General features: G+C 70.9%; 19 protein-coding genes and 2 pseudogenes. 10 read left to right on the top strand and 11 right to left on the bottom strand.

All coding sequences use genetic code 11. The annotated features are described in order from the left end of the window. Positions 1 to 547 precede the first annotated feature (547 nt). A pseudogene (locus tag ACP4IX_RS26555) lies at positions 548 to 895 on the bottom strand (transposase); the annotation flags it as partial. A 122-nt stretch (positions 896 to 1,017) separates the two neighbouring features. On the opposite strand from ACP4IX_RS26555, the pseudogene ACP4IX_RS26560 reads away from it, so the two are divergent. From ACP4IX_RS26560 to ACP4IX_RS26575, 4 genes and pseudogenes are all read left to right on the top strand, one after another. Then, positions 1,018 to 2,394: pseudogene (locus ACP4IX_RS26560) on the top strand (IS1380 family transposase). A 252-nt stretch (positions 2,395 to 2,646) separates the two neighbouring features. Continuing rightward, positions 2,647 to 3,711, top strand: coding sequence for a lipoate--protein ligase family protein (locus ACP4IX_RS26565; protein WP_426557045.1), 1,065 nt, complete (start codon positions 2,647 to 2,649; stop codon positions 3,709 to 3,711). Positions 3,712 to 4,159: 448 nt separating this feature from the next. Beyond that, entirely contained in the window at positions 4,160 to 4,822 is a 663-nt protein-coding gene (locus tag ACP4IX_RS26570) for a hypothetical protein (RefSeq protein WP_426523951.1), read from the top strand. A gap of 333 nt (positions 4,823 to 5,155) precedes the next feature. Further along, positions 5,156 to 5,584, top strand: coding sequence for a cold shock domain-containing protein (locus ACP4IX_RS26575; protein WP_426556950.1), 429 nt, complete (start codon positions 5,156 to 5,158; stop codon positions 5,582 to 5,584). 395 nt (positions 5,585 to 5,979) lie between these two features. Here ACP4IX_RS26575 and ACP4IX_RS26580 read toward each other — a convergent pair whose 3' ends face one another. The 5 genes from ACP4IX_RS26580 to ACP4IX_RS26600 all read right to left on the bottom strand — a co-directional run bounded on the left by ACP4IX_RS26580 (position 5,980) and on the right by ACP4IX_RS26600 (position 11,193). Beyond that, a complete protein-coding gene (locus ACP4IX_RS26580; RefSeq protein WP_426556952.1) occupies positions 5,980 to 6,981 on the bottom strand; it encodes a TIGR03842 family LLM class F420-dependent oxidoreductase in 1,002 nt (333 codons plus the stop codon). Positions 6,982 to 6,991: 10 nt separating this feature from the next. Next, positions 6,992 to 8,437 carry a dihydropyrimidinase gene (hydA, locus tag ACP4IX_RS26585; protein ID WP_426523957.1) on the bottom strand — a complete coding sequence of 482 codons (1,446 nt, stop codon included), beginning with the start codon at positions 8,435 to 8,437 and terminating at the stop codon, positions 6,992 to 6,994. 204 nt (positions 8,438 to 8,641) lie between these two features. Further along, positions 8,642 to 9,925, bottom strand: a complete 1,284-nt coding sequence (locus ACP4IX_RS26590) for an aspartate aminotransferase family protein (protein WP_426556954.1) — start codon at positions 9,923 to 9,925, stop codon at positions 8,642 to 8,644. Continuing rightward, a complete protein-coding gene (locus ACP4IX_RS26595; RefSeq protein ID WP_426523961.1) occupies positions 9,922 to 10,764 on the bottom strand; it encodes a nitrilase-related carbon-nitrogen hydrolase in 843 nt (280 codons plus the stop codon). Before ACP4IX_RS26595 ends, ACP4IX_RS26590 begins: the two co-directional genes overlap by 4 nt. Positions 10,765 to 10,941: 177 nt before the next feature. Next, the gene (locus ACP4IX_RS26600; protein ID WP_398135859.1) at positions 10,942 to 11,193 is read right to left on the bottom strand and encodes a helix-turn-helix domain-containing protein; all 252 of its coding nucleotides are present in this window, start codon (positions 11,191 to 11,193) and stop codon (positions 10,942 to 10,944) included. Between the two features lie 63 nt (positions 11,194 to 11,256). Here ACP4IX_RS26600 and map point away from each other — a divergent pair, with 63 nt between their 5' ends. Further along, positions 11,257 to 12,033, top strand: coding sequence for a type I methionyl aminopeptidase (gene map / locus ACP4IX_RS26605; protein ID WP_426556956.1), 777 nt, complete (start codon positions 11,257 to 11,259; stop codon positions 12,031 to 12,033). A gap of 131 nt (positions 12,034 to 12,164) precedes the next feature. After that, entirely contained in the window at positions 12,165 to 14,696 is a 2,532-nt protein-coding gene (locus ACP4IX_RS26610; protein ID WP_426556958.1) for an ATP-dependent Clp protease ATP-binding subunit, read from the top strand. 6 nt (positions 14,697 to 14,702) lie between these two features. Here ACP4IX_RS26610 and ggt read toward each other — a convergent pair whose 3' ends face one another. Next, the gene (gene ggt / locus ACP4IX_RS26615) at positions 14,703 to 16,526 is read right to left on the bottom strand and encodes a gamma-glutamyltransferase (protein WP_426556960.1); all 1,824 of its coding nucleotides are present in this window, start codon (positions 16,524 to 16,526) and stop codon (positions 14,703 to 14,705) included. 555 nt (positions 16,527 to 17,081) lie between these two features. Then, positions 17,082 to 17,711, bottom strand: coding sequence for a hypothetical protein (locus ACP4IX_RS26620; protein WP_426556962.1), 630 nt, complete (start codon positions 17,709 to 17,711; stop codon positions 17,082 to 17,084). A gap of 66 nt (positions 17,712 to 17,777) precedes the next feature. On the opposite strand from ACP4IX_RS26620, the gene ACP4IX_RS26625 reads away from it, so the two are divergent. Beyond that, positions 17,778 to 18,476 (top strand): SDR family NAD(P)-dependent oxidoreductase, encoded by a 699-nt coding sequence (locus tag ACP4IX_RS26625; protein WP_426556964.1) that lies wholly within the window; start codon positions 17,778 to 17,780, stop codon positions 18,474 to 18,476. Between the two features lie 440 nt (positions 18,477 to 18,916). Beyond that, a complete protein-coding gene (locus ACP4IX_RS26630; RefSeq protein ID WP_426523973.1) occupies positions 18,917 to 19,663 on the top strand; it encodes an SDR family oxidoreductase in 747 nt (248 codons plus the stop codon). Positions 19,664 to 19,874: 211 nt separating this feature from the next. On the opposite strand, the gene ACP4IX_RS26635 is transcribed toward ACP4IX_RS26630, so the two are convergent. After that, positions 19,875 to 20,291, bottom strand: coding sequence for a Dabb family protein (locus tag ACP4IX_RS26635; RefSeq protein ID WP_426523975.1), 417 nt, complete (start codon positions 20,289 to 20,291; stop codon positions 19,875 to 19,877). A gap of 115 nt (positions 20,292 to 20,406) precedes the next feature. On the opposite strand from ACP4IX_RS26635, the gene ACP4IX_RS26640 reads away from it, so the two are divergent. Both ACP4IX_RS26640 and ACP4IX_RS26645 read left to right on the top strand, forming a co-directional pair. Beyond that, the gene (locus tag ACP4IX_RS26640; protein WP_426556966.1) at positions 20,407 to 21,009 is read left to right on the top strand and encodes a TetR/AcrR family transcriptional regulator; all 603 of its coding nucleotides are present in this window, start codon (positions 20,407 to 20,409) and stop codon (positions 21,007 to 21,009) included. 132 nt (positions 21,010 to 21,141) lie between these two features. After that, complete coding sequence (locus ACP4IX_RS26645; protein WP_426557047.1) at positions 21,142 to 21,576, top strand: hypothetical protein; 435 nt, start codon at positions 21,142 to 21,144, stop codon at positions 21,574 to 21,576. Here ACP4IX_RS26645 and ACP4IX_RS26650 read toward each other — a convergent pair. Together ACP4IX_RS26650 and ACP4IX_RS26655 are read right to left on the bottom strand one after the other, a co-directional pair. After that, the gene (locus ACP4IX_RS26650) at positions 21,525 to 22,271 is read right to left on the bottom strand and encodes an SDR family oxidoreductase (RefSeq protein WP_426523979.1); all 747 of its coding nucleotides are present in this window, start codon (positions 22,269 to 22,271) and stop codon (positions 21,525 to 21,527) included. The genes ACP4IX_RS26645 and ACP4IX_RS26650 overlap by 52 nt on opposite strands. Positions 22,272 to 22,329: 58 nt before the next feature. Further along, on the bottom strand, positions 22,330 to 23,100 hold the full coding sequence (locus ACP4IX_RS26655) for an oxidoreductase (protein WP_426556968.1): 771 nt from the start codon (positions 23,098 to 23,100) through the stop codon (positions 22,330 to 22,332). Positions 23,101 to 23,135: the final 35 nt, after the last annotated feature.

Raw genomic sequence — 23,135 nt, forward strand, 5'->3', positions numbered from 1 at the left:
CTCGGAACCTCCCGCAGGGTAAACTTTCCCGTTCAGGTCCCAGTCTCCCCGAAGGCCGATCGGGTCCTGCTCGTCAGCCTCGGAAAGGCTGGCTCCAAGAATCGCGGGGATAGCCTCTCGCATCTGACCCAGTTGCGAGTAGCTTCGGTTCAGGCGATCCCACTCCGATTTTGCCTGATCGCCGGTAATCAGAGCGAGTCGTTCGCTCGTCGTCACAGGAGATCCCGCCATCACTTCCTCCAACCTCGAGTACCGACTTGGGATACGCGTACGACACCCCCGGAATCCGCGTACTCCTTCAGTGTGCGCCCGTCTCTGCGAAAGCGCATCCGCTGAGGCAGACAAAGTCGTTGCAGCGCAAAGCTTTTGTTGTTAAGTCAATAATTGACGTTTAATCAATTACATTGAGTTGAGAAGTATTTCACGCATAGTCAACTCCTTGCATATCGCAGCAATGATGGTAACTCAACTCGTCAATACGTCTGCCTGATTTGGGACTGTAAAACGATCGGGTTTGTTCCGTAGTCGGTGGTGACGGAGGGTGTGATCAGCCCAGGAGGATGCGGTGGCGGAGGAGGGGAAAGCTCGCGCGGCCGTACATCTGGCGCTTGATCAGCTTGGTCTTGTTGTTCACGCCTTCGGTGCCGCCGTTGTGGTGCGGCAGGGTGAAGGCGGCGTCGACTGCGGCGCGGTCCTTTTCGAGTCCCCGGGTGAAGGCATGCAGGTGGGGCAGATCCTCGGCCTGGGCCGAGGTGATCCAGGTGCTCAACAGGGCTGCATTGCCGTCGCCGGGATCCAGCAGCACGGCGAAGCGGTGGATGAGGTCGGCCAGAGCGGTCATCTCGTGGCAGGCGGTGCGGGCGGCCTCGACGCGTTCCCGCTGGTGGTCCTTTAGCCTCGCGCTCTCATGAAGCGGGCTGTCCGACGGGTGGGCAGGTAGGCGAAAAGTGCCTCTGACCAGCAAGAATGATGATTGTCGAGGTCCTTGTTCCTGCTACCGCCGGAGGCACTTCTCAGGTGAAGAAGCGTATCGGGTCCTACCCACGCGTCCGCGTCGAGGGCGGTGGCCGTGGGGTGGTGTCCCAGGCCGGGGCCGTGCTGCTGGTCGAGACGGTCCGCAAGACCGGGCTGGACCAGGCGATATCGGCGGCGCTTGCGCCATGGCGACGGCCGCGGGCGGTGCACGATCCAGGCAAGATCCTCCTGGACGTGACCCTCGCGGTCGCGCTGGGCGGGGACTGCCTCGCGGATATCGGGACGTTGCGGGCCGAGCCCGGCGTGTTCGGGCCGGTGGCCTCCGACCCCACGGTCTCCCGGCTCGTGGACGCCCTCGCCGCAGCCGGGCCGAAGGTCCTGTCCGCGATCAGGACCGCTCGGGCCGGCGTGCGCGAGCACGTGTGGAAGCTGGCCGGCACTGCGGCGCCGGATGCCGCGGGGCAGGTGATCGTGGACCTGGACGGGGTGCTCGTGCTGGCCCACTCCGAGAAGCAGGACGCCACCGCGACCTGGAAGAAGACCTTCGGACACCATCCTCTGATGGCCTTCGTCGACCACGGAAGCCTCGGGAGCGGTGAGCCGGTGGCCGGCCTGCTCAGGCCGGGCAACGCGGGCAGCAACACCGCCGCCGACCACATCACCACGGCTCAACTCGCTTTGGCGTAACTGCCGAAGAAGTACCGGCGTGGACGCCGGACGCTGATCCATACCGACTCCGGCGGCGGCACCCACGAGTTCGTCGCCTGGCTCGCCCAGCGCGGCCGGTGGCTGTCGTACTCGGTCGGCATGACCATCACCGAGCAGGTCCACCAGGCCGCCCTCAAGATCCCGCCCGCCGCGTGGGCGGCAGCGATCGAGCCCGGCGGCGAGATCCGCGACGGCGCCTGGGTCGCCGAACTGTCCGGCGACTGCCTGAAGGGCTGGCCGAAGGGAATGCGGCTGATCGTGCGGAAGGAACGGCCCCACCCCGGCGCCCAGTTGAGGATTACCGACGCCGACGGACTGCGGCTGACCTGCTTCGCCACCAACACCACCGTCATGCCGATCGCGGCACTGGAGCTGCGGCACCGGCAGCGGGCGCGGGCCGAGGACCGTATCCGGGCCGCGCGGGCCACCGGCCTGCGCAACCTGCCCCTGCACGACACTGCGCAGAATCAGATCTGGCTGGAGATCGTCCAGCTCGCCCTGGACCTGCTGGCCTGGATGCCGATGCTCGCTCTGACCGGTGAAACCCGCAGGTGGGAGCCCCGCCGTCTCCGGTTCCGCCTTCTCTCCGCCGCCGCCCAGATCGTCACGACCGCTCGACGCCATTATCTGCGGTTCGCCCGCCACTGACCCTGGACCGGCGTGATCACCGACGCCCTGGCACGGCTCGAAGCTCTCCCGAACCCCGGCTGAGCAGTACGTTCCCGTCCCTGCGAGCAGCATTACCCCGACCGGAGCCGTGGAACCCGGCGCCCACCCGACGCGACAGCCGGGCCATCAGCCTGGCTGCCACCAGCCCGAACAGCCGAAACGGCCCGCCGAAAGAACCGACGGACCGTCACGAAAGATCGAGGTTAAGGTGCAATCCGAAAGATGTACGCATCTGTCCGAATGCCGGAGCAGCAGGCTCAGGACACGTACAGCGCACTGGAAGGAAACGAAGCCGTGCATGGCGAGTACAAGGTGCCCGGCGGCAAGCTGGTCGTCGTGGATCTGGATGTCGAGGACGGTGTCCTGCGCAACGTACGAGTCGCCGGGGACTTCTTCCTGGAGCCGGACGAAGCGATCCTCTCGATCAACACAGCCCTTGAGGGTTCACCCTCATCGACGGACGCCGCAGGGCTGGCTGCCCGGATCACGGCGGCGCTGCCGGAGTCGACCGTGATGTTCGGGCTGACAGCGGAGGGCGTCGGCATCGCCGTCCGGCGCGCTCTGGCCCGCGCGACCGAGTGGAGCGACTACGACTGGCAGCTGGTGCACATGGAGCCGCAGGCACCGGCCCTGCACATGGCGCTGGACGAGGTGATCACTGCCGAGGTGGCCGCCGGGCGACGAGCCCCGACCCTACGGGTATGGGAGTGGGCCTCGCCTTCCGTGGTGATCGGCAGCTTCCAGTCCCTGCGGAACGAGGTGGCCCCCGAAGGGGCCGCGAAGCACGGGATGACCGTGGTTCGCCGTATTTCCGGTGGTGGGGCCATGTTCGTAGAGCCCATGAGTACGATCACGTACTCCCTGTCCGTGCCGGAGTCCCTGGTCTCGGGCCTCTCCTTCGCAGACAGCTACGCCTACCTCGACGACTGGGTGCTCGGCGCACTCGGCGATATGGGCATCAAGGCCTGGTACCAACCCCTGAACGACATCGCCACCGAGGCCGGCAAGATCGCCGGTGCGGCCCAGAAGCGCATGGTCGGCCCTGATGGCGGTCCTGGAGCCGTCCTCCATCACGTGACGATGTCCTACGACATCGATGCCGACAAGATGCTCGAGGTGCTCCGCATCGGCAAGGAGAAGATGTCCGACAAGGGCACCAGGAGCGCCAAGAAGCGCGTCGACCCGCTCCGTCGGCAGACGGGCCTCGCGCGGGAGCAGGTCATCGAGAACATGGTCGCCTCCTTCCGCAACCGCTACGGGCTGACCACCGGCGAAGTCACCGCGGAGGAGATGGCCCGTGCGGAGGAATTGGTGCGGACGAAGTTCGCGACCGAGGAGTGGACGGCGCGCGTGCCGTAGGCGCCGCGTCCGGCCGGGTGCCGCCTCGTACCCGGCAGGGCGAGTAGGCCCTTGCCCGTGATCACGCCGGCTCGCAGTGTCTTCCCCGTCCGGCCTTCGTGGAGCCCGGCAACACGATCACCTACTCGCTGTCCGTGTCTGGTGCGCTCCGCGCGCCGCCACCGGTCCCCGGCTCGGTGGCGAACACCCACGCGCTGCGAGCCACCGGGCCCGTTCGCCGCCGACGGCCGGGTACGGGCAGGGGTAACGGGTGCGGGCCCGGCGTGTGACCGGTGGCGCCGCCCGGCCATGGCGGCCCGCCCGTCCGGACCGGGCGCCTCCCGTTCGTCTGCGTCACCGCGCGGCCACGCACCGAGTTCGCCCTTCCGCCCCACGGGGTCTCGTGTGACACTGGCGTCCCGTCCGCAGTGCGGACCGTCTCCGCACCGACCCCCACGAGAAGTGCGCCGTGCGTTCTCTTCCCCTGCCGCTCGCCCTGACCGCTCGTCTGGCGCCGGTCGCCGTGCTCGCCACGGCGGGCTGGGCACTGTCGTCCGGGCCTGACACGCCATCGGCCGCGAAGGACCCGACCCCGCCCGACACCGCGAACCGGTCTGCCTCCGCACCGGCGACCGAGGCGGTGACGAAGACCTACGCCGCCGCCCCGGCGCCCTGCGAGAGCCTGGCCGGGAAGACGGTCGCCTCGCTCGTCCCGGGTGCCGAGGCGGACGGCAAGGAGATTCCGTCGACGGACACCCAGGTGCGCCGCACGTGCTCCTGGAACGCGCTCAAGGGGTACGACTACCGCTGGCTCGACGTCTCCTTCGAGGTGATGGAGTCGGACGAGGCGGCACGGAAGTCGTACGAGGAGCGGACCGCCGACAAGGGGGGCGGGGGCCCGGTACCCGGTCTCGGTGACGCGGCCTACTCCGTCGTGAACCTCACCACCGAGGACAAGCAGCAGACGCGTGAGGGCACCGTGATGACCCGTGCCGCCAACGCGCTGGTGATCATCACGTACAACGGCAGCGACTTCGAGACGCGGAAGGCACCCGGCACGGAGGAGATCAACAAGGGGGCCATCAAGGCCGCCAAGGAAGCCGTGTCGGCCCTGGAGAGCAATGGCGGCTGACCCTGCCGCCCGGGCCGGCGCCGGCCCGGGGCCCGGTCCTCGTCCCGGGCCTGGCGGCCCGTCGTACATCCCCTGCGCCGTGCCGCGCATCCGCTCGTCCTCGGCGGTCACCCGCGGCGCCCCGGCGGGCAGTACCCTCGGTCTCCCGGTCTCCGGCGGTGCTGACTGCCTGCACGCCGAGCCGGTACCGGGTTCCGCTGCGCCCCGCGGCACCGAGCCGGTCGGGCGGAAACGCCCGCCGGCCGAGCGGCGCGGCACGGTAGGTTCCCCTCTCGAGGTGTGCTCCGTGCGAAGCCCCTCTGCTGTAGTGGTCCGATGTCGGAGGTGTGTGCTGTGTTGATGACAGGCAAGGTTGTGCGTTTTGACGAGGTCCGCGGCTACGGGTTCATCGCACCCGCGGACGCGGGTGAGGACGTCTTCATGCACGCGAACGACCTGCTCGACGAGAAGTACCTCTACCAGGAAGGCCGCGAGGTCGAGTTCTTCCTCGAGCAGGGCGACAAGGGCCCCAAGGCCTCGCAGATCCGCCTCGTCCACCAGCCGACGGCGATTCGGCTGCCCTCCCGTCCGGCCGGCACCCCGGAGGACCGGCAGGCCGTCCGGGGCGCCGGCGGAGACGGCGCGACGGACGCCGCGCGGTTCCGCGCCGAACTCACGGAAGCCCTGCTCGACTCGTCGGGCACCCTCACGGCGGACCAGATCAAGCAGGTCCGCGAGTGTGTCGTCGCCCTGGCGCGGAAGCGGGGCTGGATCGCCCACTGACACGGGGTCGACAGGGGGAGGCGGGCGCGCGCTTCCCCCGCCCCGGCTGTGACGGGCGTCCACCGCTGGAGCTCGTGGTCCCGGGGCCGACTCCTCCCGGCGAAGACCGCGAAGCGCAAGGTCGGCGTCCTCGCCCCGACGGGACGTCCACCGTGGTCCGGAACCAGACCACGGTGAGGGCGGAACGGTGCAGCACCGGGTCGGGCTCAGGGACGATCGCCGTCGAGCGGAAGGCGCCGACGCAGGCCCTGGAAGGCGGCAGCATCTCGAGGCTCCTGCCCACGAGGGCCCCGTGGCTCAGCGACATGCGGACACCCCCTGCGCACGATGCGCTTCCGCCGCCCGGCCCGACAGTCGCTCCCCTCACCGCTCCGCAGCCGTGGTGAACACCGGGCCTATGCGTGCAGTGCCGGGATGACCTCCGCGCCGTAGGCGTCGACGGTCGCCTCCTTCGCGTCGTGCATGGCGTAGACGGCGAACTGGTCGACACCCAGGTCGCGCAGGGCCCGGAGCCGGTCGATGTGTGCCCGGGGCGGACCGAGCAGGCAGAAGCGGTCGACGATCTCGTCGGGGACGAAGTCGGCGGACGGGTTCCCGGCGCGGCCGTGGTGGCCGTAGTCGTAGCCGTGCCGCTCCTTGATGTACGCGGTCAGCGCCTCGGGTACCGCGTCGGAGTGCTCGCCGTAGCGGGAGACGAGGTCGGCGACGTGGTTGCCGACCATGCCGCCGAACCAGCGGCACTGCTCGCGGGCGTGGGCCAGGTCGTCACCGACGTAGGCGGGGGCCGCCACGCAGACGGTGACGGAGCCGGGGTCCCGGCCGGCGTCCGCGGCGGCGGTGCGTACCGCCCTCACCATCCACTCCGTCAGGTACGGGTCGGCGAGCTGGAGGATGAAGCCGTCGGCCTTCTGCCCGGCCAGGGCCAGGGCCTTCGGCCCGTACGCCGCCATCCAGACCGGCAGCCTGCCGTTCCGCACCCACGGGATCCGCAGCGGCTGCCCCTCGATCTCGGTCTCGCGTCCCTCGGCGAGGTCGCGGATGACGTCGATCGCCCGGCCGAGCGCGGCCAGGGTGTGGGGCCGGCGGCCCGCGACCCGCATCGCGGAGTCGCCGCGGCCGATGCCGCAGACGGTGCGGTTGCCGTACATGTCGTTGAGGGTGGCGAAGGTGGAGGCGGTGACCTCCCAGGTCCTGGTGCCCGGGTTGGTGACCATGGGCCCGACGGTCAGGTCGCGCGTGTGCTCCAGGATGCGGCTGTGGATGACGAAGGGCTCCTGCCAGAGTACGGCGGAGTCGAAGGTCCAGCCGTAGCGGAAGCCGTTGCGTTCCGCGCGGCGCATCAGCTCGACGACCGCCGACGCGGGCGGGTCGGTCTGCAGGACGATGCCGAAGTCCACGGCGGCCTCCCTAGCGGTCGAGGTACTGGCAGGTGGAACGGGGGGTGTACATGCCGTGGCCGGCGCGGCCGGTGTAGGTCCGCCGGTCCACGACGACCTCGCCGCGCGACAGGACGGTCTCCACCCGGCCGGTGACGCGCCGGCCCTCGTAGGCCGAGTAGTCGACGTTCATGTGATGGGTCTCGGCGGAGATGACCTGCTCGGCGTGCGGGTCGTAGACGACCACGTCGGCGTCGGCACCGGGCGCGATGGTGCCCTTCCGCGGGTAGAGGCCGAACATGCGGGCCGGGGTGGCGCAGGCGATCTCGATCCAGCGGCGGCGGCTGATGTGCCCGTCGACGACGGCCTGGTGGAGCAGGTCCATGCGGTTCTCCACGCCCGGCATCCCGTTGGGGATCCTGGAGAAGTCGCCGCGGCCCAGCTCCTTCTGGCCGGTGAAGCAGAAGGGGCAGTGGTCGGTGGAGACGACCTGGAGGTCGTTGGTCCGCAGTCCCTTCCACAGGGCCGCCTGGTGCTCACGCGGGCGCAGCGGGGTGCTGCACACGTACTTGGCGCCCTCGAAGCCCGGTTCGGCCAGGTTGTCGGTGGACAGGAACAGGTACTGCGGGCAGGTCTCCCCGAAGACGTTCAGTCCGTCGTCGCGCGCCCGGGCCAGCTCGGCCAGCGCCTCCGCTGCCGAGACGTGCACGACGTACAGCGGGGCCCCGGCCACCTGGGCGAGCTTGATGGCCCGGTGGGTGGCCTCGGCCTCCAGGAGCGCCTTGCGGACCTCACCGTGGTGGCGCGGGTCGGTCTCGCCCCGGGCCAGGGCCTGCTCGACCAGGACGTCGATCGCGATGCCGTTCTCGGCGTGCATCATGATCAGGCCGCCGTTCCCGGCGGCGCGCTGCATGGCGCGCAGGATCTGGCCGTCGTCCGAGTAGAAGACGCCGGGGTAGGCCATGAACTGCTTGAAGGAGGTGACGCCTTCCTCCACCAGCAGGTCCATCTCCTTGAGCGTCTCCTGGTTCACGTCGGAGACGATCATGTGGAAGGCGTAGTCGATCGCGCAGGTGCCCTCGGCCTTCGCGTGCCAGGCGTCCAGGCCCTCGCGCAGGGAGCGGCCGACGCTCTGGATGGCGAAGTCGACGATCGTGGTCGTGCCGCCCCAGGCGGCGGCCCGGGTGCCGGTCTCGAAGGTGTCCGCCGCGTAGGTGCCGCCGAAGGGCATCTCCATGTGGGTGTGTCCGTCGACCCCGCCCGGGATCACGTACTTGCCGGTGGCGTCGACGACCCTCCCCCACTCTCCGGGCGGGTCGCCCCCCGTGTCGCTCCGCCCGGCCGTGAAGGCCTCGGCGGCCGGGGTGCCGGTCGCGGCGAGCGCCGCGACACGGCCGTCCTCGATCAGGACGTCGGCGTGGATCTCGTCCGACGCGGTGATGACGAGGCCACCGCGGATGACGGTACGGCTGCTCATGCTGATCCCTCCTGTCAGGGCCCGGTTCGTCGGTCGCGGGCTGCGCGCGGTGCGGGCGGCGGACGGACCCGGCCTGCTCGTCGGCGTCGTCGGCGCGCGGCGCCCGGTGGTGAGCACCGTCGCGCCGCCGCCGGGACACCGGGCACCGGGCCGGTGCCGGCGGGCCGGTGGCGGGTTCGTTCCCCTCCGCTCAGCGCGCGGTGGTCACAGGCTCCGCAGGGCGCGCTCCAGGATCGCCGCGCCCTCCTCCGCCTCCGCGACGGTGAGGGACATCGGCGGGGCGACGCGCAGGGCGCTGGTGTCGTGGCCGCCGCCCTTGCCGATGAGCAGCCCGCCGGCGCGGGCCTCCTCCAGCACGGCGGACACGGCTTCGGGGTCGGCCCGGTCGGTGCCGGGCCGGGTCACCTCCACGCCGATCATCAGCCCGCGCCCCCGCACCTCCCGCACGTGCGGAACCTGGGCGGCGACGGCCCGCAACCGCTCGATGAGCAGTCCGCCGACGCGCCGGGCGTTGCCCTGGAGGTCGTGCTCCAGGAGGTGGTTGAGGTTGGCGAGGCCGGCCGCCATGGTGACCTGGGTGCCGCCGAAGGTGGAGATGCTGTGGGCGTCCAGGCAGTTCATGATCTCGGCGCGGGCGATGACGCCGCCGATGGACATGCCGTTGCCGATGCCCTTGGCGAAGGTCACGATGTCCGGGGGTCCGCCGCGCCCGTGGGCCTGCCAGCCCCAGAAGTGGTCGCCGGTCCGGCCCCAGCCGGTCTGCACCTCGTCGGCGATCCACAGGATGCCCCGCTCGTGCAGCACGTCCCGGAAGGCGGCGAACAGGCCGTCCGGCGGGGAGGTGAAGCCGCCGACGCCCTGGACCGGCTCGGCGATCAGCGCGGCGGGCGGGCGGGTGTGGCCGAGGAGGTCCTCGAGGTCCGCGACGCAGGCGTCGATGAAGGCACGGTCGTCCAGGTGGGCGTAGGGGCCGCGGGTGCGTACGCCGCCGTGGACGTAGAGCGTCTGGAGCGGGGACAGGGAGGTCGGGGACCAGCTCCGGTTGCCGGTGATGCCGACCGCGCCGAAGGAGCGGCCGTGGTAGCTGTTGCGCATCGCCAGGACCGTGTTGGAGCGCCGGTGGGTGGTGGCGAGCAGCAGGGCGGTGTCGTTGGCCTCGGTGCCCGAGGTGGTGAAGAAGACGCGGGCGTCCGGGATGCCGCTCACCTGGGCGATGCGCTCGGCGAGTTCGACCATCGGCCGGTTGAGGTAGAGGGTCGAGGAGTGGTTGATCCGCCCGGCCTGCTCACTGATCGCCTTGGTCACCTCGGGCAGGGCGTGCGCGGTCATCGTGGTGAGGATGCCGCCGAAGAAGTCGAGGTACTTGTTGCCGGCGGCGTCCCAGACGTGGCGTCCCTCGCCGTGCGTGATCTCCAGCGGGTCCTCGTAGTAGAGGGAGAGCCAGTCGGGCAGGACGGACCGGTGGCGGGCGAACAGGTCGCGGGTCACGGGCGCACCAGTCCCTGGTAGGCGTCGGGGCGGCGGTCGCGGTAGAAGGCCCACTGCTGCCGCACCTCCTCGATGAGGTCGAAGTCCAGGTCGCGGACGACGAGTTCCTCCTTGGTGTCGCTGGCGGGGTCCCCGACGAACTGACCGCGCGGGTCGACGAAGTACGAGGTCCCGTAGAAGTCGTTGTCGCCGTACTCCTCCTGCCCGACCCGGTTGATCGCGGCGACGAAGTACTCGTTGGCGACGGCCGCCGCGGGCTGTTCGAGCCGCCACAGGTGGGAGGAGAGGCCGCGGTGGGTGGCGGAGGGGTTGTAGACGAGCTGGGCGCCGCCGAGACCGAGCTGCCGCCAGCCCTCCGGGAAGTGGCGGTCGTAGCAGATGTAGACGCCGACCTGGCCGACGGCGGTCTCGAAGACGGGCCAGCCGGCGTTGCCGGGACGGAAGTAGAACTTCTCCCAGAATCCCTTGACCTGCGGGATGTGGTGCTTGCGGTACGTCCCGAGGACGGTGCCGTCGGCGTCGATCACCGCCGCGGTGTTGTAGTAGAAACCGGACTGCTCGACCTCGAAGACGGGGGCGACGATCACCATGCCGGTCTCGCGTGCGAGCGCCTGCATCCGGCGGGTGGTCGGTCCGTCGGGCACGGGTTCGGCCCAGCGGTAGTGCGCGGGGTCCTGGACCTGGCAGAAGTAGGGGGCGTTGAAGACTTCCTGGAAGCCGATGACCCGGGCTCCCTGCCGGGCCGCCTCGCGGGCGTGCTCCTCGTGTTTCGCCACCATGGACTCGGTGTCGCCGGTCCAGGTGGCCTGGACCAGAGCGGCACGAACGACGTTGGCCATGAGCTGCTCCTTCGACACGACGTCAGAGCCTCTACGCCCGTAGAGCAGGCCGTAGAGGGACGAACGTAAGCCCGGCCGGGCGGGCTTGCCAAGACCATCGTCGTCAAGGCGCGGCGTCGATCGGTTTTCGCACCCCTGTGGGCGAGTGGAGGGGCCGGTGGGGCGGACGGGGCGGTCTCAGACCCCCGCGAGCGAGCACCGCCCGGCCAACTCGTCCATGGACAGCCCCAGCGCGCGGGCCAGCGCGACGACCGTGAAGAACGCCGGGGTGGGCGCCCGGCCGGTCTCGATCTTGCGCAGCGTCTCGGCGGAGAGGCCGGCCTCGGCCGCGACCTCCGTCATGCTCCGGTCGCCGCGGGCCGCGCGGAGCAGCCGCCCGAGCCGCTCGCCGCGTTCACGCTCTTCGGGGGTCAGGGGGGTGCGCACCATGCCGTCATTGTAATACCGGTCCCCCGGAACGGGTCCAATTCAAATACCGGTATAGTAATTGGCATGGTGGAACTGAAGACAGACACATCGATCGACGCCATGCACGCCGCCGGCCAGGTCGTCGCGCGCGCCCTGACCGCCGTACGGCAGGCCGCGGACGTGGGGGTGTCCCTGCTGGAGCTGGACGCGGTGGCACACGAGGTACTGCGGGAGGCGGGCGCCGGTTCGCCGTTCCTCGGCTACCGCCCCTCCTTCGCGCAGACCCCGTTCCCGGCCGTCGTCTGCGCGTCGGTGAACGACGCGATCGTGCACGGCATCCCGGACGGCTACCGGCTGCGCGACGGGGACCTCGTCTCCATCGACTGCGGCGCGACACTCGACGGCTGGGCGGGCGACTCGGCGGTCAGCTTCGTCGTCGGCACCCCCCGCCCGGCGGACGTGGCGCTGATCGAGACCGCCGAGCGGGCCCTCGCGGCGGGCATCGAGGCGGCCGTCGTCGGCAACCGCATCGGCGACATCGCGCACGCCATCGGCTCGGTCTGCCGAGGGGGCGGCTACGGCATCATGGAGGACTTCGGCGGCCACGGCATCGGCCGGCACATGCACGAGGACCCGGGGGTGCCCAACGAGGGCCGGCCGGGACGCGGACTCCCCCTGCGCCACGGCATGGTCATCGCCATCGAGCCCATGCTGATCAGCGGCGGCCGGGACGACTACCACTGCGCGCCCGACGGCTGGACCCTGCGCACCAACGACGGCTCCCGGGCGGCTCACGTGGAGCACACGGTGGCCGTCACGGACGCCGGGCCGCGGGTGCTCACCTCGCGCGACGGCCTCTGAGGCGGGCCGGGGACCGGGGTTCCCGGACATGCCCGCCGGGACAGAACGTGTCATGTTGGGCATGAGCTCACCCCGCCCGGGTTACCCGGCCCCGGCACGTCGATCAGCGAAGCAGCGGAGGACCGGAAACGATGAGCAGCGGCTTCATGGGCCCGGAGGGCGACCCGTTCGCGGAATTCCTGGCACGCTTCTTCGGCGGGCCCAGGCCGAGGCAGATCGACATCGGGCGGCTGCTCAGCCAGCCCGCCCGGGAGCTGGTGCGCGGCGCCGCACAGTACGCCGCCGAGCACGGCAGCCGGGACCTGGACACCGAGCACCTGCTGCGGGCCGCGCTCTCCACCGAGCCGACCCGGGGCCTGCTGAGCCGGGCCGGCGCCGACCCCGACGCGATGGCCTCGCAGATCGACGAGCGGACCGGCCCGGTGCAGCACCCGCCGGGTGAGGTCCCGCCACCGACCTCGCTCTCCCTGACCCCGGCCGTCAAACGCGCCCTGCTGGACGCGCACGAACTGGCCCGGTCGACCGGCACCGGGTACATCGGCCCGGAGCACGTGCTCAGCGCCCTGGCCGCCAACCCGGACTCGGCCGCCGGGCACATCCTGAACGCGGCCCGGTTCGCCCCCTCGGGCCTGCCGACGGAGGCACCGGACGCCGCGAAGGCCGGGCGCCCGGAAGGGCCCCGGTCCACGAACACGCCGACCCTGGACAAGTACGGCCGCGACCTCACCGACCTGGCCCAGCAGGGCCGGATCGACCCGGTGATCGGGCGCGAGGAGGAGATCGAGCAGACCGTCGAGGTGCTCTCCCGCCGCGGCAAGAACAACCCGGTGCTCATCGGTGACGCGGGCGTCGGCAAGACCGCCGTGGTGGAGGGGCTGGCGCAGCGCATCACGGACGGCGACGTGCCCGACGTGCTGATCGGCCGCCGGGTGGTCGCGCTGGACCTGACCGGCGTGGTCGCCGGCACCCGCTACCGGGGCGACTTCGAGGAGCGGATGAACAACATCGTGGGCGAGATCCGCGCCCACTCCGACCAGCTGATCATCTTCATCGACGAGCTGCACACCGTCGTCGGCGCGGGCGGTGGCGGCGAGGGCGGCTCGATGGACGCCGGGAACATCCTCAAGCCTGCGCTGGCCCGCGGCGAGCTGCACATCGTGGGCGCCACCACGTTGGAGGAGTACCGCCGGATCGAGAAGGACGCGGCCCTCGCCCGCCGCTTCCAGCCGATCCTGGTCCCCGAGCCCACCACCGCGGACGCCGTCGAGATCCTGCGCGGCCTGCGCGACCGCTACGAGGCCCACCACCAGGTCCGCTACACCGACGAGGCGCTGGTGGCGGCCGTGGAGATGTCCGACCGCTACCTCACCGACCGCCGCCTGCCGGACAAGGCCATCGACCTGATCGACCAGGCGGGCGCCCGCGTGCGGCTGCGGGCGCGCACCAAGGGCACGGACGTACGGGCCATGGAGCGCGAGGTCGACCAGCTGATCCGGGACAAGGACCAGGCGGTCACGGACGAGCAGTACGAGCAGGCCATGCAGCTGCGCGACCGGATCACCGAACTGAAGCAGCGGATCACCGAGGCCGACGGCGGCGGCAAGGCCGACGAGGGCCTCAACCTGGTGGTCGGCACCGAGTCCATCGCCGAGGTGGTGTCCCGGCAGACCGGCATCCCGGTCAGCAGCCTCACCCAGGAGGAGAAGGACCGCCTGCTGGGTTTGGAGTCCCACCTGCACGAGCGGGTGGTCGGCCAGGAGGAGGCCGTACGGGTCGTCTCCGACGCCGTACTGCGCTCCCGCGCCGGTCTCTCCAGCCCCGACCGGCCCATCGGCAGCTTCCTCTTCCTCGGCCCGACCGGCGTCGGCAAGACCGAGCTGGCCCGCGCGCTGGCCGAGGCACTGTTCGGCAGCGAGGACCGGATGGTCCGGCTCGACATGAGCGAGTACCAGGAACGGCACACCGTCAGCCGCCTGGTCGGTGCCCCGCCCGGCTACGTCGGGCACGAGGAGGCCGGTCAGCTCACCGAGGTGGTGCGCCGGCACCCGTACTCGCTGCTCCTGCTCGACGAGGTGGAGAAGGCGCACCCGGACGTCTTCAACATCCTCCTCCAGGTCCTGGACGACGGACGCCTGACCGACTCCCAGGGCCGGACGGTGGACTTCAGCAACGCGGTCGTCGTGATGACCAGCAACCTGGGCTCCGACGTGATCACCCGGCGCGGCGCGGGCATCGGCTTCGGCGCCGGCGGCTCGGAGGCGGACGAGGAGGCCCGGCGCGAGCAGGTGCTGCGCCCGCTGCGCGAGCACTTCCGGCCCGAGTTCCTCAACCGCATCGACGAGATCGTCGTCTTCCGCCAGCTCAGCGGCGAGCAGCTGCGGCAGATCACGAGCCTGCTCCTGGAGCAGACCCGCCGGATGGTGCACGCGCAGGGCATCACCGTCGACTTCACCGACGAGGCCGTGGACTGGATCGCCGAACGCGGCTACCAGCCCGAGTACGGGGCCCGCCCGCTGCGCCGCACCATCCAGCGCGAGGTCGACAACGAGCTGTCCCGGCTGCTCCTCGACGGCCGCATCGCGGAGGGCGGCCGGGTGACGGTCGGCGTCGAGGACGGGCGGCTGGCGTTCCGGACGCCCGAGCGACCCGTCCCCGAGCTGTGACCCGCGCTACCGGACGGGGCTGACCACCATCGCCGAGCCGCCGCCGCGGCGTTCCTTCTCGGCGGCGGCCAGCCACCTGCCGTTCGGCAGCCGCTGCACACCGGTCGCCGCGCCGATCTCGGGGTTGGCCTTGAACGCGTGCCCGAGCGCTTCCAGTTCGGCCCGCAGCCCGCTGTCGTAGAGCTCGGGTTCGAGCTCCGTCTGCGCGGCGTTGCGCTGGCTGGCGCGCGGGGCGGCGATCGCGTCGACGAGCGGGAGTCCGCGGTCGATGACGCCGGTGAGGGTCTGGAGCACGGTGGTGATGATGGTGGCACCGCCCGGCGAACCGACCGCCACGACCGGCCTGTGGTGCTGGTCCAGGACGATGGTCGGCGCGATCGACGAGCGCGGGCGCTTGCCGGGACCGGGCAGGTTCGGGTCGTGGACGGCCGGGTTGGCGGGGGCGAAGGAGAAGTCCGTCAGCTCGTTGTTGAGCAGGAAGCCGCGGCCGGGCACGGTGATGCCGCTGCCGCCGGTCTGCTCGATGGTGAGCGTGTAGGCGACGACGTTCCCCCACTTGTCGGCCACCGTCAGGTGCGTGGTGCTCTCACCCTCGTACGTCGTCGGCGCCGCCGTGCCGCCGCCCGCGCACGGGGCGGGGTGCCGCGGGTCGCCGGGCGGGAGCGGGCTGGTGAGCACCGCGTCGTCCTTGATCAGGCATGCACGCGAGTCGGCGTACCGCTGCGACAGCAGTTCCTTCGCCGGTACGTCCTCGAAGGCCGGGTCGCCGACCCAGCGCCCCCGGTCGGCGAACGCGATGCGGCTCGCCTCGATGAAACGGTGCAGGTAGCGGGCCTTGCTCGCCGTGGAGAGGTCGGTGCGCTCAAGGATGTTGAGGGCCTCGCCGACCGTGGTGCCGCCGGAGGAGGAGGGCGCGATGGAGTAGACGTTCAGGCCTCGGTACGAGGTCCTGGTGGGCGCCTGGAACTCGGCCTCGTAGGCCGCGAGGTCCTTGGCGGTCAGGTCGCCCGGGCGGGCGTTCCAGCCGGAGTCCGGGTCGACGGGCGGCTCGTTGACGGTGGCGACGATGTCCTCGCCGAGTTCGCCGCGGTAGAGCGCGCCGACGCCCTCGCGGGCCAGCTCCTTGTACGTGCGCGCCAGGTCCGGGTTCTTGAACGTGGAGCCGACGGCGGGGAGTTCGCCGCCCGGCAGGAACAGCTCGGCGGTGTCAGGGAAGTAGCGGAACCGCTGCTCGTTGGCGGCGGTCTGGGAGCGGAAGGTGTCGTCGACGGTGAAGCCGTGCCGGGCCAGGCGCTCGGCGGGCCTGAGCACGGAGCCGAGTTTCCGGGTGCCCCACTTGTCGAGGGCGGCCTGCCAGGTGGCGGGCGTGCCCGGGGTGCCGACGGCGAGGCCGCTGCTGACGGCGTCGGCGAAGGCGATCGGCTTGCCGTTCTCCGTGAAGAGGTGCTCGTCGGCGGTCAGCGGCGCGGTCTCCCGGCCGTCGATGGTGCGCACGGTACGGGACGTGGCGTCGTAGTAGACGAAGTAGCCGCCCCCGCCGATGCCGGCGGAGTAGGGCTCGGTGACGCCGAGGGCGGCCGCGGTGGCCACCGCCGCGTCGACGGCGTTGCCGCCCTTGCGCAGGACCTCGATGCCGGCGGCGGAGGCGTCGGCATCGACGCTGGCGACCGCGCCGCCGTACCCGACGGCGACCGGGGTCTTCGGGGCTGCGGGTCTGCTCTGGGCGGCGGGTGGCGCCGTCGTGGCGGGTGGCGCCGCCGCTCCCACCGACACCACGACGGCGGCCGAGACCGCCAGGACCGTCAGATTCCGTGCGACAGGGCGACGCATCCGCACCTCCAGGGAAGGGCCGTTCGGGCAGCTTAATTGATCGATTTCCCCCAGGGGCAGGCTTGCGCAGGCGGTGATTGCCGCAACTCCCCGCTCCGTACGGTGAGCCGTTCGGCCGACGGCGCGGGGGCCGGTCGCGAAGGGGTCGGCGTCATCGCCGGCGATACCGGCGGGCAGGCGTCGGGGATACTCGTGCACCAGGTGGATCGCGGCGAGCTTGCTGGTGGGGCAGGCGGTGCGTCCGGCGGCGGTGCTGCCGGCACATCGGGGAAGGCGCCGGGGCGTGCGAGAACGTACGGGGAGCGCCAGGACGGACCCGGCACCATGCCCGTGTCGGTCGCGACCGGCAGCCGGGCGATCGGTGCGATCGCCTTCGACGCACCGCGGGTGGGAGCACGCTCAGTGCGGAGTCGCAGAGGGTGTGGTGTTGCGGAGCCCGGCCGCGGCTCGGGCGAGTGCGGCGACGGCCGGTGAGTCGCGGGCGGCGGGCCATGCGAGCACCGTCGTGATCTCCGGGGCGTCGCTCACGGGCACCGCCACGTGATCGGGCCGCTGTCAGGCGCGGCTGGAAGCGGGGATGACGAGCAGTGTCCTGCCCACCGCGACGAGCTGGGCAAGCTGTGACTGGGTGCGCACGTCCGGTCCGGGGCCCTCGGGACAGGAGCCGTCCAGCCGGGGCCGGCGTGCGAGGGCAGGTCCGGCACGTGGCCGGCCTCCGCGAGGGTGAGCCGGGAACGGCCGGCGGGTGGATGCCCCGAGGGAAGCAGCGCGACCGACGCGGACCTCCCCGATGTCCGGGTGCCGGACGGTCTTGCGGTCCTCGGCGTGCCGGCCCGCGGCGGCATCGGCCCAGAACGCGGCGAACCGGGGGGTGCCGGCGACCCTGCCGGCCACCAGCTCGGACACGCACGGATCGTCGGGGAACCGGGCCGCGGCCCGGCGCAGGTCGGCCACCAGGGCCTGGTCGGCGGCCTCGGCGTTGACCGGGATCACCGGCCGGCTCGTCAGACGGCCGCGGTCCGAGGCGACCGGGAAGCGCAGCCGCACCAGGTCGCGCTCCTCGGCCCCGAACCGCGTGGGATCACCGAACAGCGCCGCCCACCTGGGGTCCCACCAGACCAGCTGCCCGTCCGCGGCGAAGACCGCGACCGGAGTGGCGTCGTATGTCTCGGTGCTCGTCCGCATGGTACTGCCGGTCCTACCGAGAACCGTTCCCTGGTTGGTCCCGGCGGGCTCGGCAATCGTTGGGGCATGCCCAAGACCACATTCATCACCGGCGCCAACAAGGGCCTCGGTTTCGAGACCGCCCGCCGCCTCACCGAACTCGGTCACACCGTGCTCCTCGGTGCCCGCGACGTCGATCGCGGGCGCCGTGCGGCGGCGGAGATCGGTGCCCGCTTCGTCCAGATCGATGTCACCGACGCCGCGTCGGTTGCGGCCGCGGCCGCCGACGTCACCGCCCGCGAGGGCCGGATCGACGTTCTGGTCAACAACGCCGGCATCACCGGTAGCGTCGTGTCCGCCGAAGGGCTGACCGGGACGGAGGCCGCTCTGGTGCTCGACACCAACGTGGCCGGCATCGTGCGGGTCACCACGGCCTTCCTTCCGCTCCTGCGCGCCTCCGGTGCTCCCGCCGTCGTCAACGTCACCAGCGGCCTGGGGTCCGTCGCGCTCACCCACGACCCCGAACGGGTCGAGTCGAAGGTGATCGCCCCCGCCTACGCGGCCTCCAAGGCCGCCGTCACGATGCTGACCACGCAGTACGCGAAGGCGTTCGGCGACATCCGGTTCAACGCCGCCGATCCCGGCTACACCGCAACCGACCTCAACGGCCGCACCGGCACCCAGACAGTGACCGAGGGAACCGACGCCATCGTGACGCTGGCCACCGAGAACCCCAGCGCCGGGACCGGTCGGATCATCGACCGTTACGGCCCCCTCGTGTGGTGATACGGCGCGGACGACACCTGGCTTCTTCAGGGCGTACCGGACCCGACGACCCACGTGTGCGGCGCCGCGGCCGCATCCCGGCGATCGACTCGGTCGAGTAGACCGAGCACGAGCTGCGCCGGGAACGGCCGCCGCGGTTCGAAGCCGCCGACGCCTTCACTCACGTCCCGGCACCCCGACCTTCCGACGACGTCGGTCTCCAGCGCTTTCCCCGCTGCCCTCACGCCGGTGAACCGGCTCCACGCCCAGGGGGCTTCGACACCGTGGACGGGACTCCACCGAGTGGGTCTTCGCGTACCCCGCCGCGTCCACGCCGGAACCCACCACGACCACCGGAAGCCGTCGATCCGGCCCGCAATCCGCGGCGCCCGGTTCGCCGCCCCTGCACGCCCGTGATCACGGGCTCCTGACCCAGCACCACATCACCGAGAGGAAGACTCATGACCGCACAACCGCTCGCAGGCAGGACCGCACTGGTGACCGGAGGTTCCCGGGGAGTCGGGGCCGGCATCGTCGCGCGCCTGGCAGCCGACGGCGCAGCAGTGGCGTTCACCTACGCCCGGTCCGACGAGCGCGCGGACGCCGTAGCGGCCGCGGTCGTCGCGTCGGGAGGTACAGCATTCCCGATCCGCGCCGACAGCATGCACGAACAGGACGTCGCAGCCGCCGTCACGCGGACCGTCGAGCGATTCGGCGCGCTGGACATTCTCGTGAACAACGCCGCCGTAGCCTCCGTGGCACCGATCACCGACCTGACGATGGACGAGATCGACGCGATGCTCACGATCAACGTACGGTCCGCCGTCGTCGCGATCCGCCAGTCCCTGGCTCACATGGGCCCGGGCGGGCGGATCATCAACATAGGAAGCGTCAACGCCGACCGCACGCCGTTCCCCGACCAGTCGGTCTACGCGTTGACCAAAGGCGCGCTGGCGAGTCTCACTCGTGGCCTCGCGCGAGAACTGGCACCACGGCGGATCACCATCAACAACATCCAGCCCGGACCGATCGACACCGATGCGAACCCCGCCGACGGGCCCGTCGCGCAGGCCATGCTCGGTGTCATGGCGACCGACCGCTACGGCACCGCCGCGGAGGTCGGCGCCCTCGTGTCCTATGTCGCCGGGCCTGACGCCGACTACATCACCGGCTCCAGCCTGAACATCGACGGCGGCTTCACCGCCTGACGGCCACGGCCATGGGCTCTCGTACGAAACACCGGGCGGATCGGGGGCAGACGCCTGCAACTGGAACCCGGCCGGACGGATCGCGGCGGTCTTCCCGTAACGGGTGCGACACCGCGCCACCGGTCGGGTGGCCGGGTCACGTCGCCGCGCCCCGGTCCCCTCGGCGGCCGGCCCCGGCAGCGGGTGCCAAGCCGCCGGGGCCGACCGGTGGTCAGCTCCTGGGATCGTTCTCCAGGCCCGCGCCAAGATAGGCGGGCACCTCGGCCAGCATCTCGTGCGTTTCAGGGCTCAGTTCGTTGCGGCGTCGGTGCAGTTCCTCGATCTTCACGGCCAGTTCGGGATCCTCGTCGTCACTGATGTCGAAGATGTCAAGTCGCTCGACCACGGGCAGGCCGACCTTGTCGGAGTTCAGCGTCGCGGGATGCGTCAGGTACTCCCAGAGGCCGTCGAGGTCCTCGACGACGTAGGTGGCGCCCCAGTCGAAGTCGCCGCCGTGGTCGCGGCCGACGACGAACGACTTCACCGAGGAGACCTGCCGGCCCTGGTTGCGCAGGCTCTCCAACGCCTCCTCCACCTGCGCCGACGGGGCATCCGCCTTCAGCTTGATGCGATTGACGTGATAGATCACCACAGCTCCCTAACGTCGTTATATTTTCTAACGTCGTTAGATTAGGGGTGTGGTGGCTCGCCCGTCAAGCGGGGCGTTACTGTGCGGTGCGATACCCGAAGTGAAGTGATGGGACATGCCGAGCAGTACACGACGCGCTCGCGACCGGGCGAACATCCGCGCCGGCATCGTCGAGACCGCCATGCGCCTTCTCGAGTCCGAGGGCGCCGCGGCACTGACGATCCGGCGTATCGCCGCCGACATGGAGTACACGGCGCCGATCGTCTACCAGCACTTCGCCAACAAGGACGCTCTCGTGCTGGAGCTGGTCGTGCGCGGTTACGACCAGCTGCTCGCCGAGCTGAGGCGGGTCGGCGAGGCATCCGACATCGACGAACGCATCCTGCGGGCCGCCGCTCAGTACGTTCGCTTCGCCGGCGAGCACCCTCACCTCTATCAAGCGATGAACAGCACCGTGACCGACGCGGATGAGCGCCGACGGGCTGCGGTACCCGCCATCGACCTGCTCACCGAACTGCTGGAAGCCTGGTCTCACGCCCACGGCGTGACCCTGTCCGACCGATCGGACGCCTGCGAGATCCTCTGGGGCACCCTGCACGGCATGGCCGCACTGGGATATCTCGACACCGTGGGGACCGAGCGGGCGCAACGGCTCGCCGAACAGGCGTGCCGCACGATTCTTCTCGGCTGGCGCGCCGCGGGGTCGCGAGCGGTCTGAGCGCGGGTTCCTCGCCGAAGTCGAGGAACCTCAACCAGTCGTCCGACGTCGCAGCGGGTGCCAAGGGGGGGGTGACGGCGCGTGCTTCGGCCTGTACGAGGGCACCACCTCGGCGACGAGGAGTTCGTCGTGGTGCTGGGTCCCGAGCAGGCACGGCTCGCCGCGGACCGGGTCGAGCCGAGTGAAGTCGCGAGGGAGCCCTGGATCAGGTTCGGCCACGGCAGCACGCTCGACGGCGTACTGCGTGCGGGACGTGCTGCGGGACAACGAGCTGGCCCCGACCACGGTCGCCCGCGTCTCCCGGACGGCGACGGCGGTGCGCTTGACTCTCGTGCCGGCCTCCGCGGCGCCTCCCGGTTTCGAGCACCTCACGCGTCCCGTCGTCCCCTCCGTTTCCATGCCCGCCGTCCCCGCGTACGGCCCGCCGGGGATCCGGCGGAAATGGCCCTGCTCGAATTTCTACGTGAGGAGTCCCGGTACTACACAGGATCTTCCGGTAACGGGTCAGGATGTGCTCACAACTGGGTGGCGCCTCCGTCCACCACCAGCTCGGTGCCCGTGGTGTAAGTGGCGTCGAAGGCCAGGAATGCCACCGCCCTGGCGACTTCTTCCGGAGTCCCGAAACGGCCCATGGGGTTCTCCGCGACCCGTTCCGCCTTGAACTGATCCGCGGCCTCTTTGGTCATCGTGTTCTCCAGGATTCCCGTGTCGACCGGGCCGGGGCTGACGGCGTTGACACGGATTCCCCGGGGAAGGAGCTCGCGGGAGAGGCTGCGGGCCATCGAGCGCACCGCTGCCTTTCCGGCCGCGTAGACGCTGGACTCCAGCATGCCCATGACGTTCGCGACCGAGGTGGTCAGGACGACGCCGGCGCCCCTGTTCAGCAGCGGGGCGAGCTTCTGCACGGTGAAGAAGGCTCCCTTGACGTTGATCGCGAACGATTCGTCGTACATCTGCTCGGTCGTCGACGCGAACGGCGTGGGGTTGGTGACACCCGCGTTGACGAACAGCGCATCCACCGTGCCGAGTTCGTCCCGTACGCGGGCGGCCAGGGCGTCCAGGTCGGGCAGTGAGGCCACGTCGCCCCGGACAGCCAGCGCGTTCTTACCGAGGCGCTCCGCGGCGGCGTCGAGCGCGGTCCGGGAACGGCCGGTGATCAGCACCCGTGCTCCGGCGTCCACCAGCAGCTTCGCCGTCGCGAAACCTATGCCGCTGCTGCCGCCCGTGATCACCACGTTCTTGCCGCTGTACGTGTCGTTCATTTCCGAATTCCTCACTTCTTCATTTCCTCGTTCGGCTCCTTCTGGCACCTCATGGGCGTCACCCCACGGGGAACTCGCCGCCGTCCACGGTGAGGTTCCTTCCGGTCAGCCAGCTCGCCCGGTCCGACGCAAGGAACAGCACCGCGTCGGCGATGTCGCCGGGCCGGCCGTCGCGCCCCAGCGGAGGTGCGGTGTCGTCCTGGCCCGCCCCGTCGTCCAGGCTTGCCGCGTGTTCCCGCGTCGCCTCGCCGCCGGGGGTGGCGGTCCTGCCGGGAGACACCGCGTTGACCCGGACCCCGAACGGGGCCAGTTCCAGGGCCAGTCCCCGGCTGTAGTTCTGCAGCGCCGCCTTCGCCGCCGTGTAGTGCAGGAACGCCGGTGCGGAGGTGGGGACGGCCGCGCTGGAGACGTGCACGACCGCACCCGAACGCCGCTCACGCATCCCCGGAGTCACCAGTGCGTCCAGCCGCACCGACGCCAGGTAGTTCAGGTCCAGTTGGTCCTGCCACTCCTCGTCGGGGATGGCCCAGGCGTTCTTGAAGGGGCGCGCTCCACCCGCGTTGTCGACCAGGATGTCCACCCCGCCGAAGGCCTCCTGCGCGGCCTCGGCGACTGCCTTCACTCCGGCCGGTGTCCGCACATCGGCCGCCACGAAGGCGGCGCCCTTCGGCACCGTGCTCGTACTGGACCTGGCGGTCGTGAGTACCTCAGCACCTGCGTCCAGGAACTGGCTCACGATTGCCGCGCCGATTCCGCGCGAACCGCCCGTGACCAGAACTCGCTTTCCGGTGAATTCTCGCACTCTTGAATCGTTCTCGGCCATGGTCATTCCGCTTGCCCTCTCAGGTACGCATTGGTCCGCTC

Source organism: Streptomyces sp. WG5, assembly GCF_049974565.1.
In the GTDB taxonomy this organism is placed as follows: domain Bacteria; phylum Actinomycetota; class Actinomycetes; order Streptomycetales; family Streptomycetaceae; genus Streptomyces.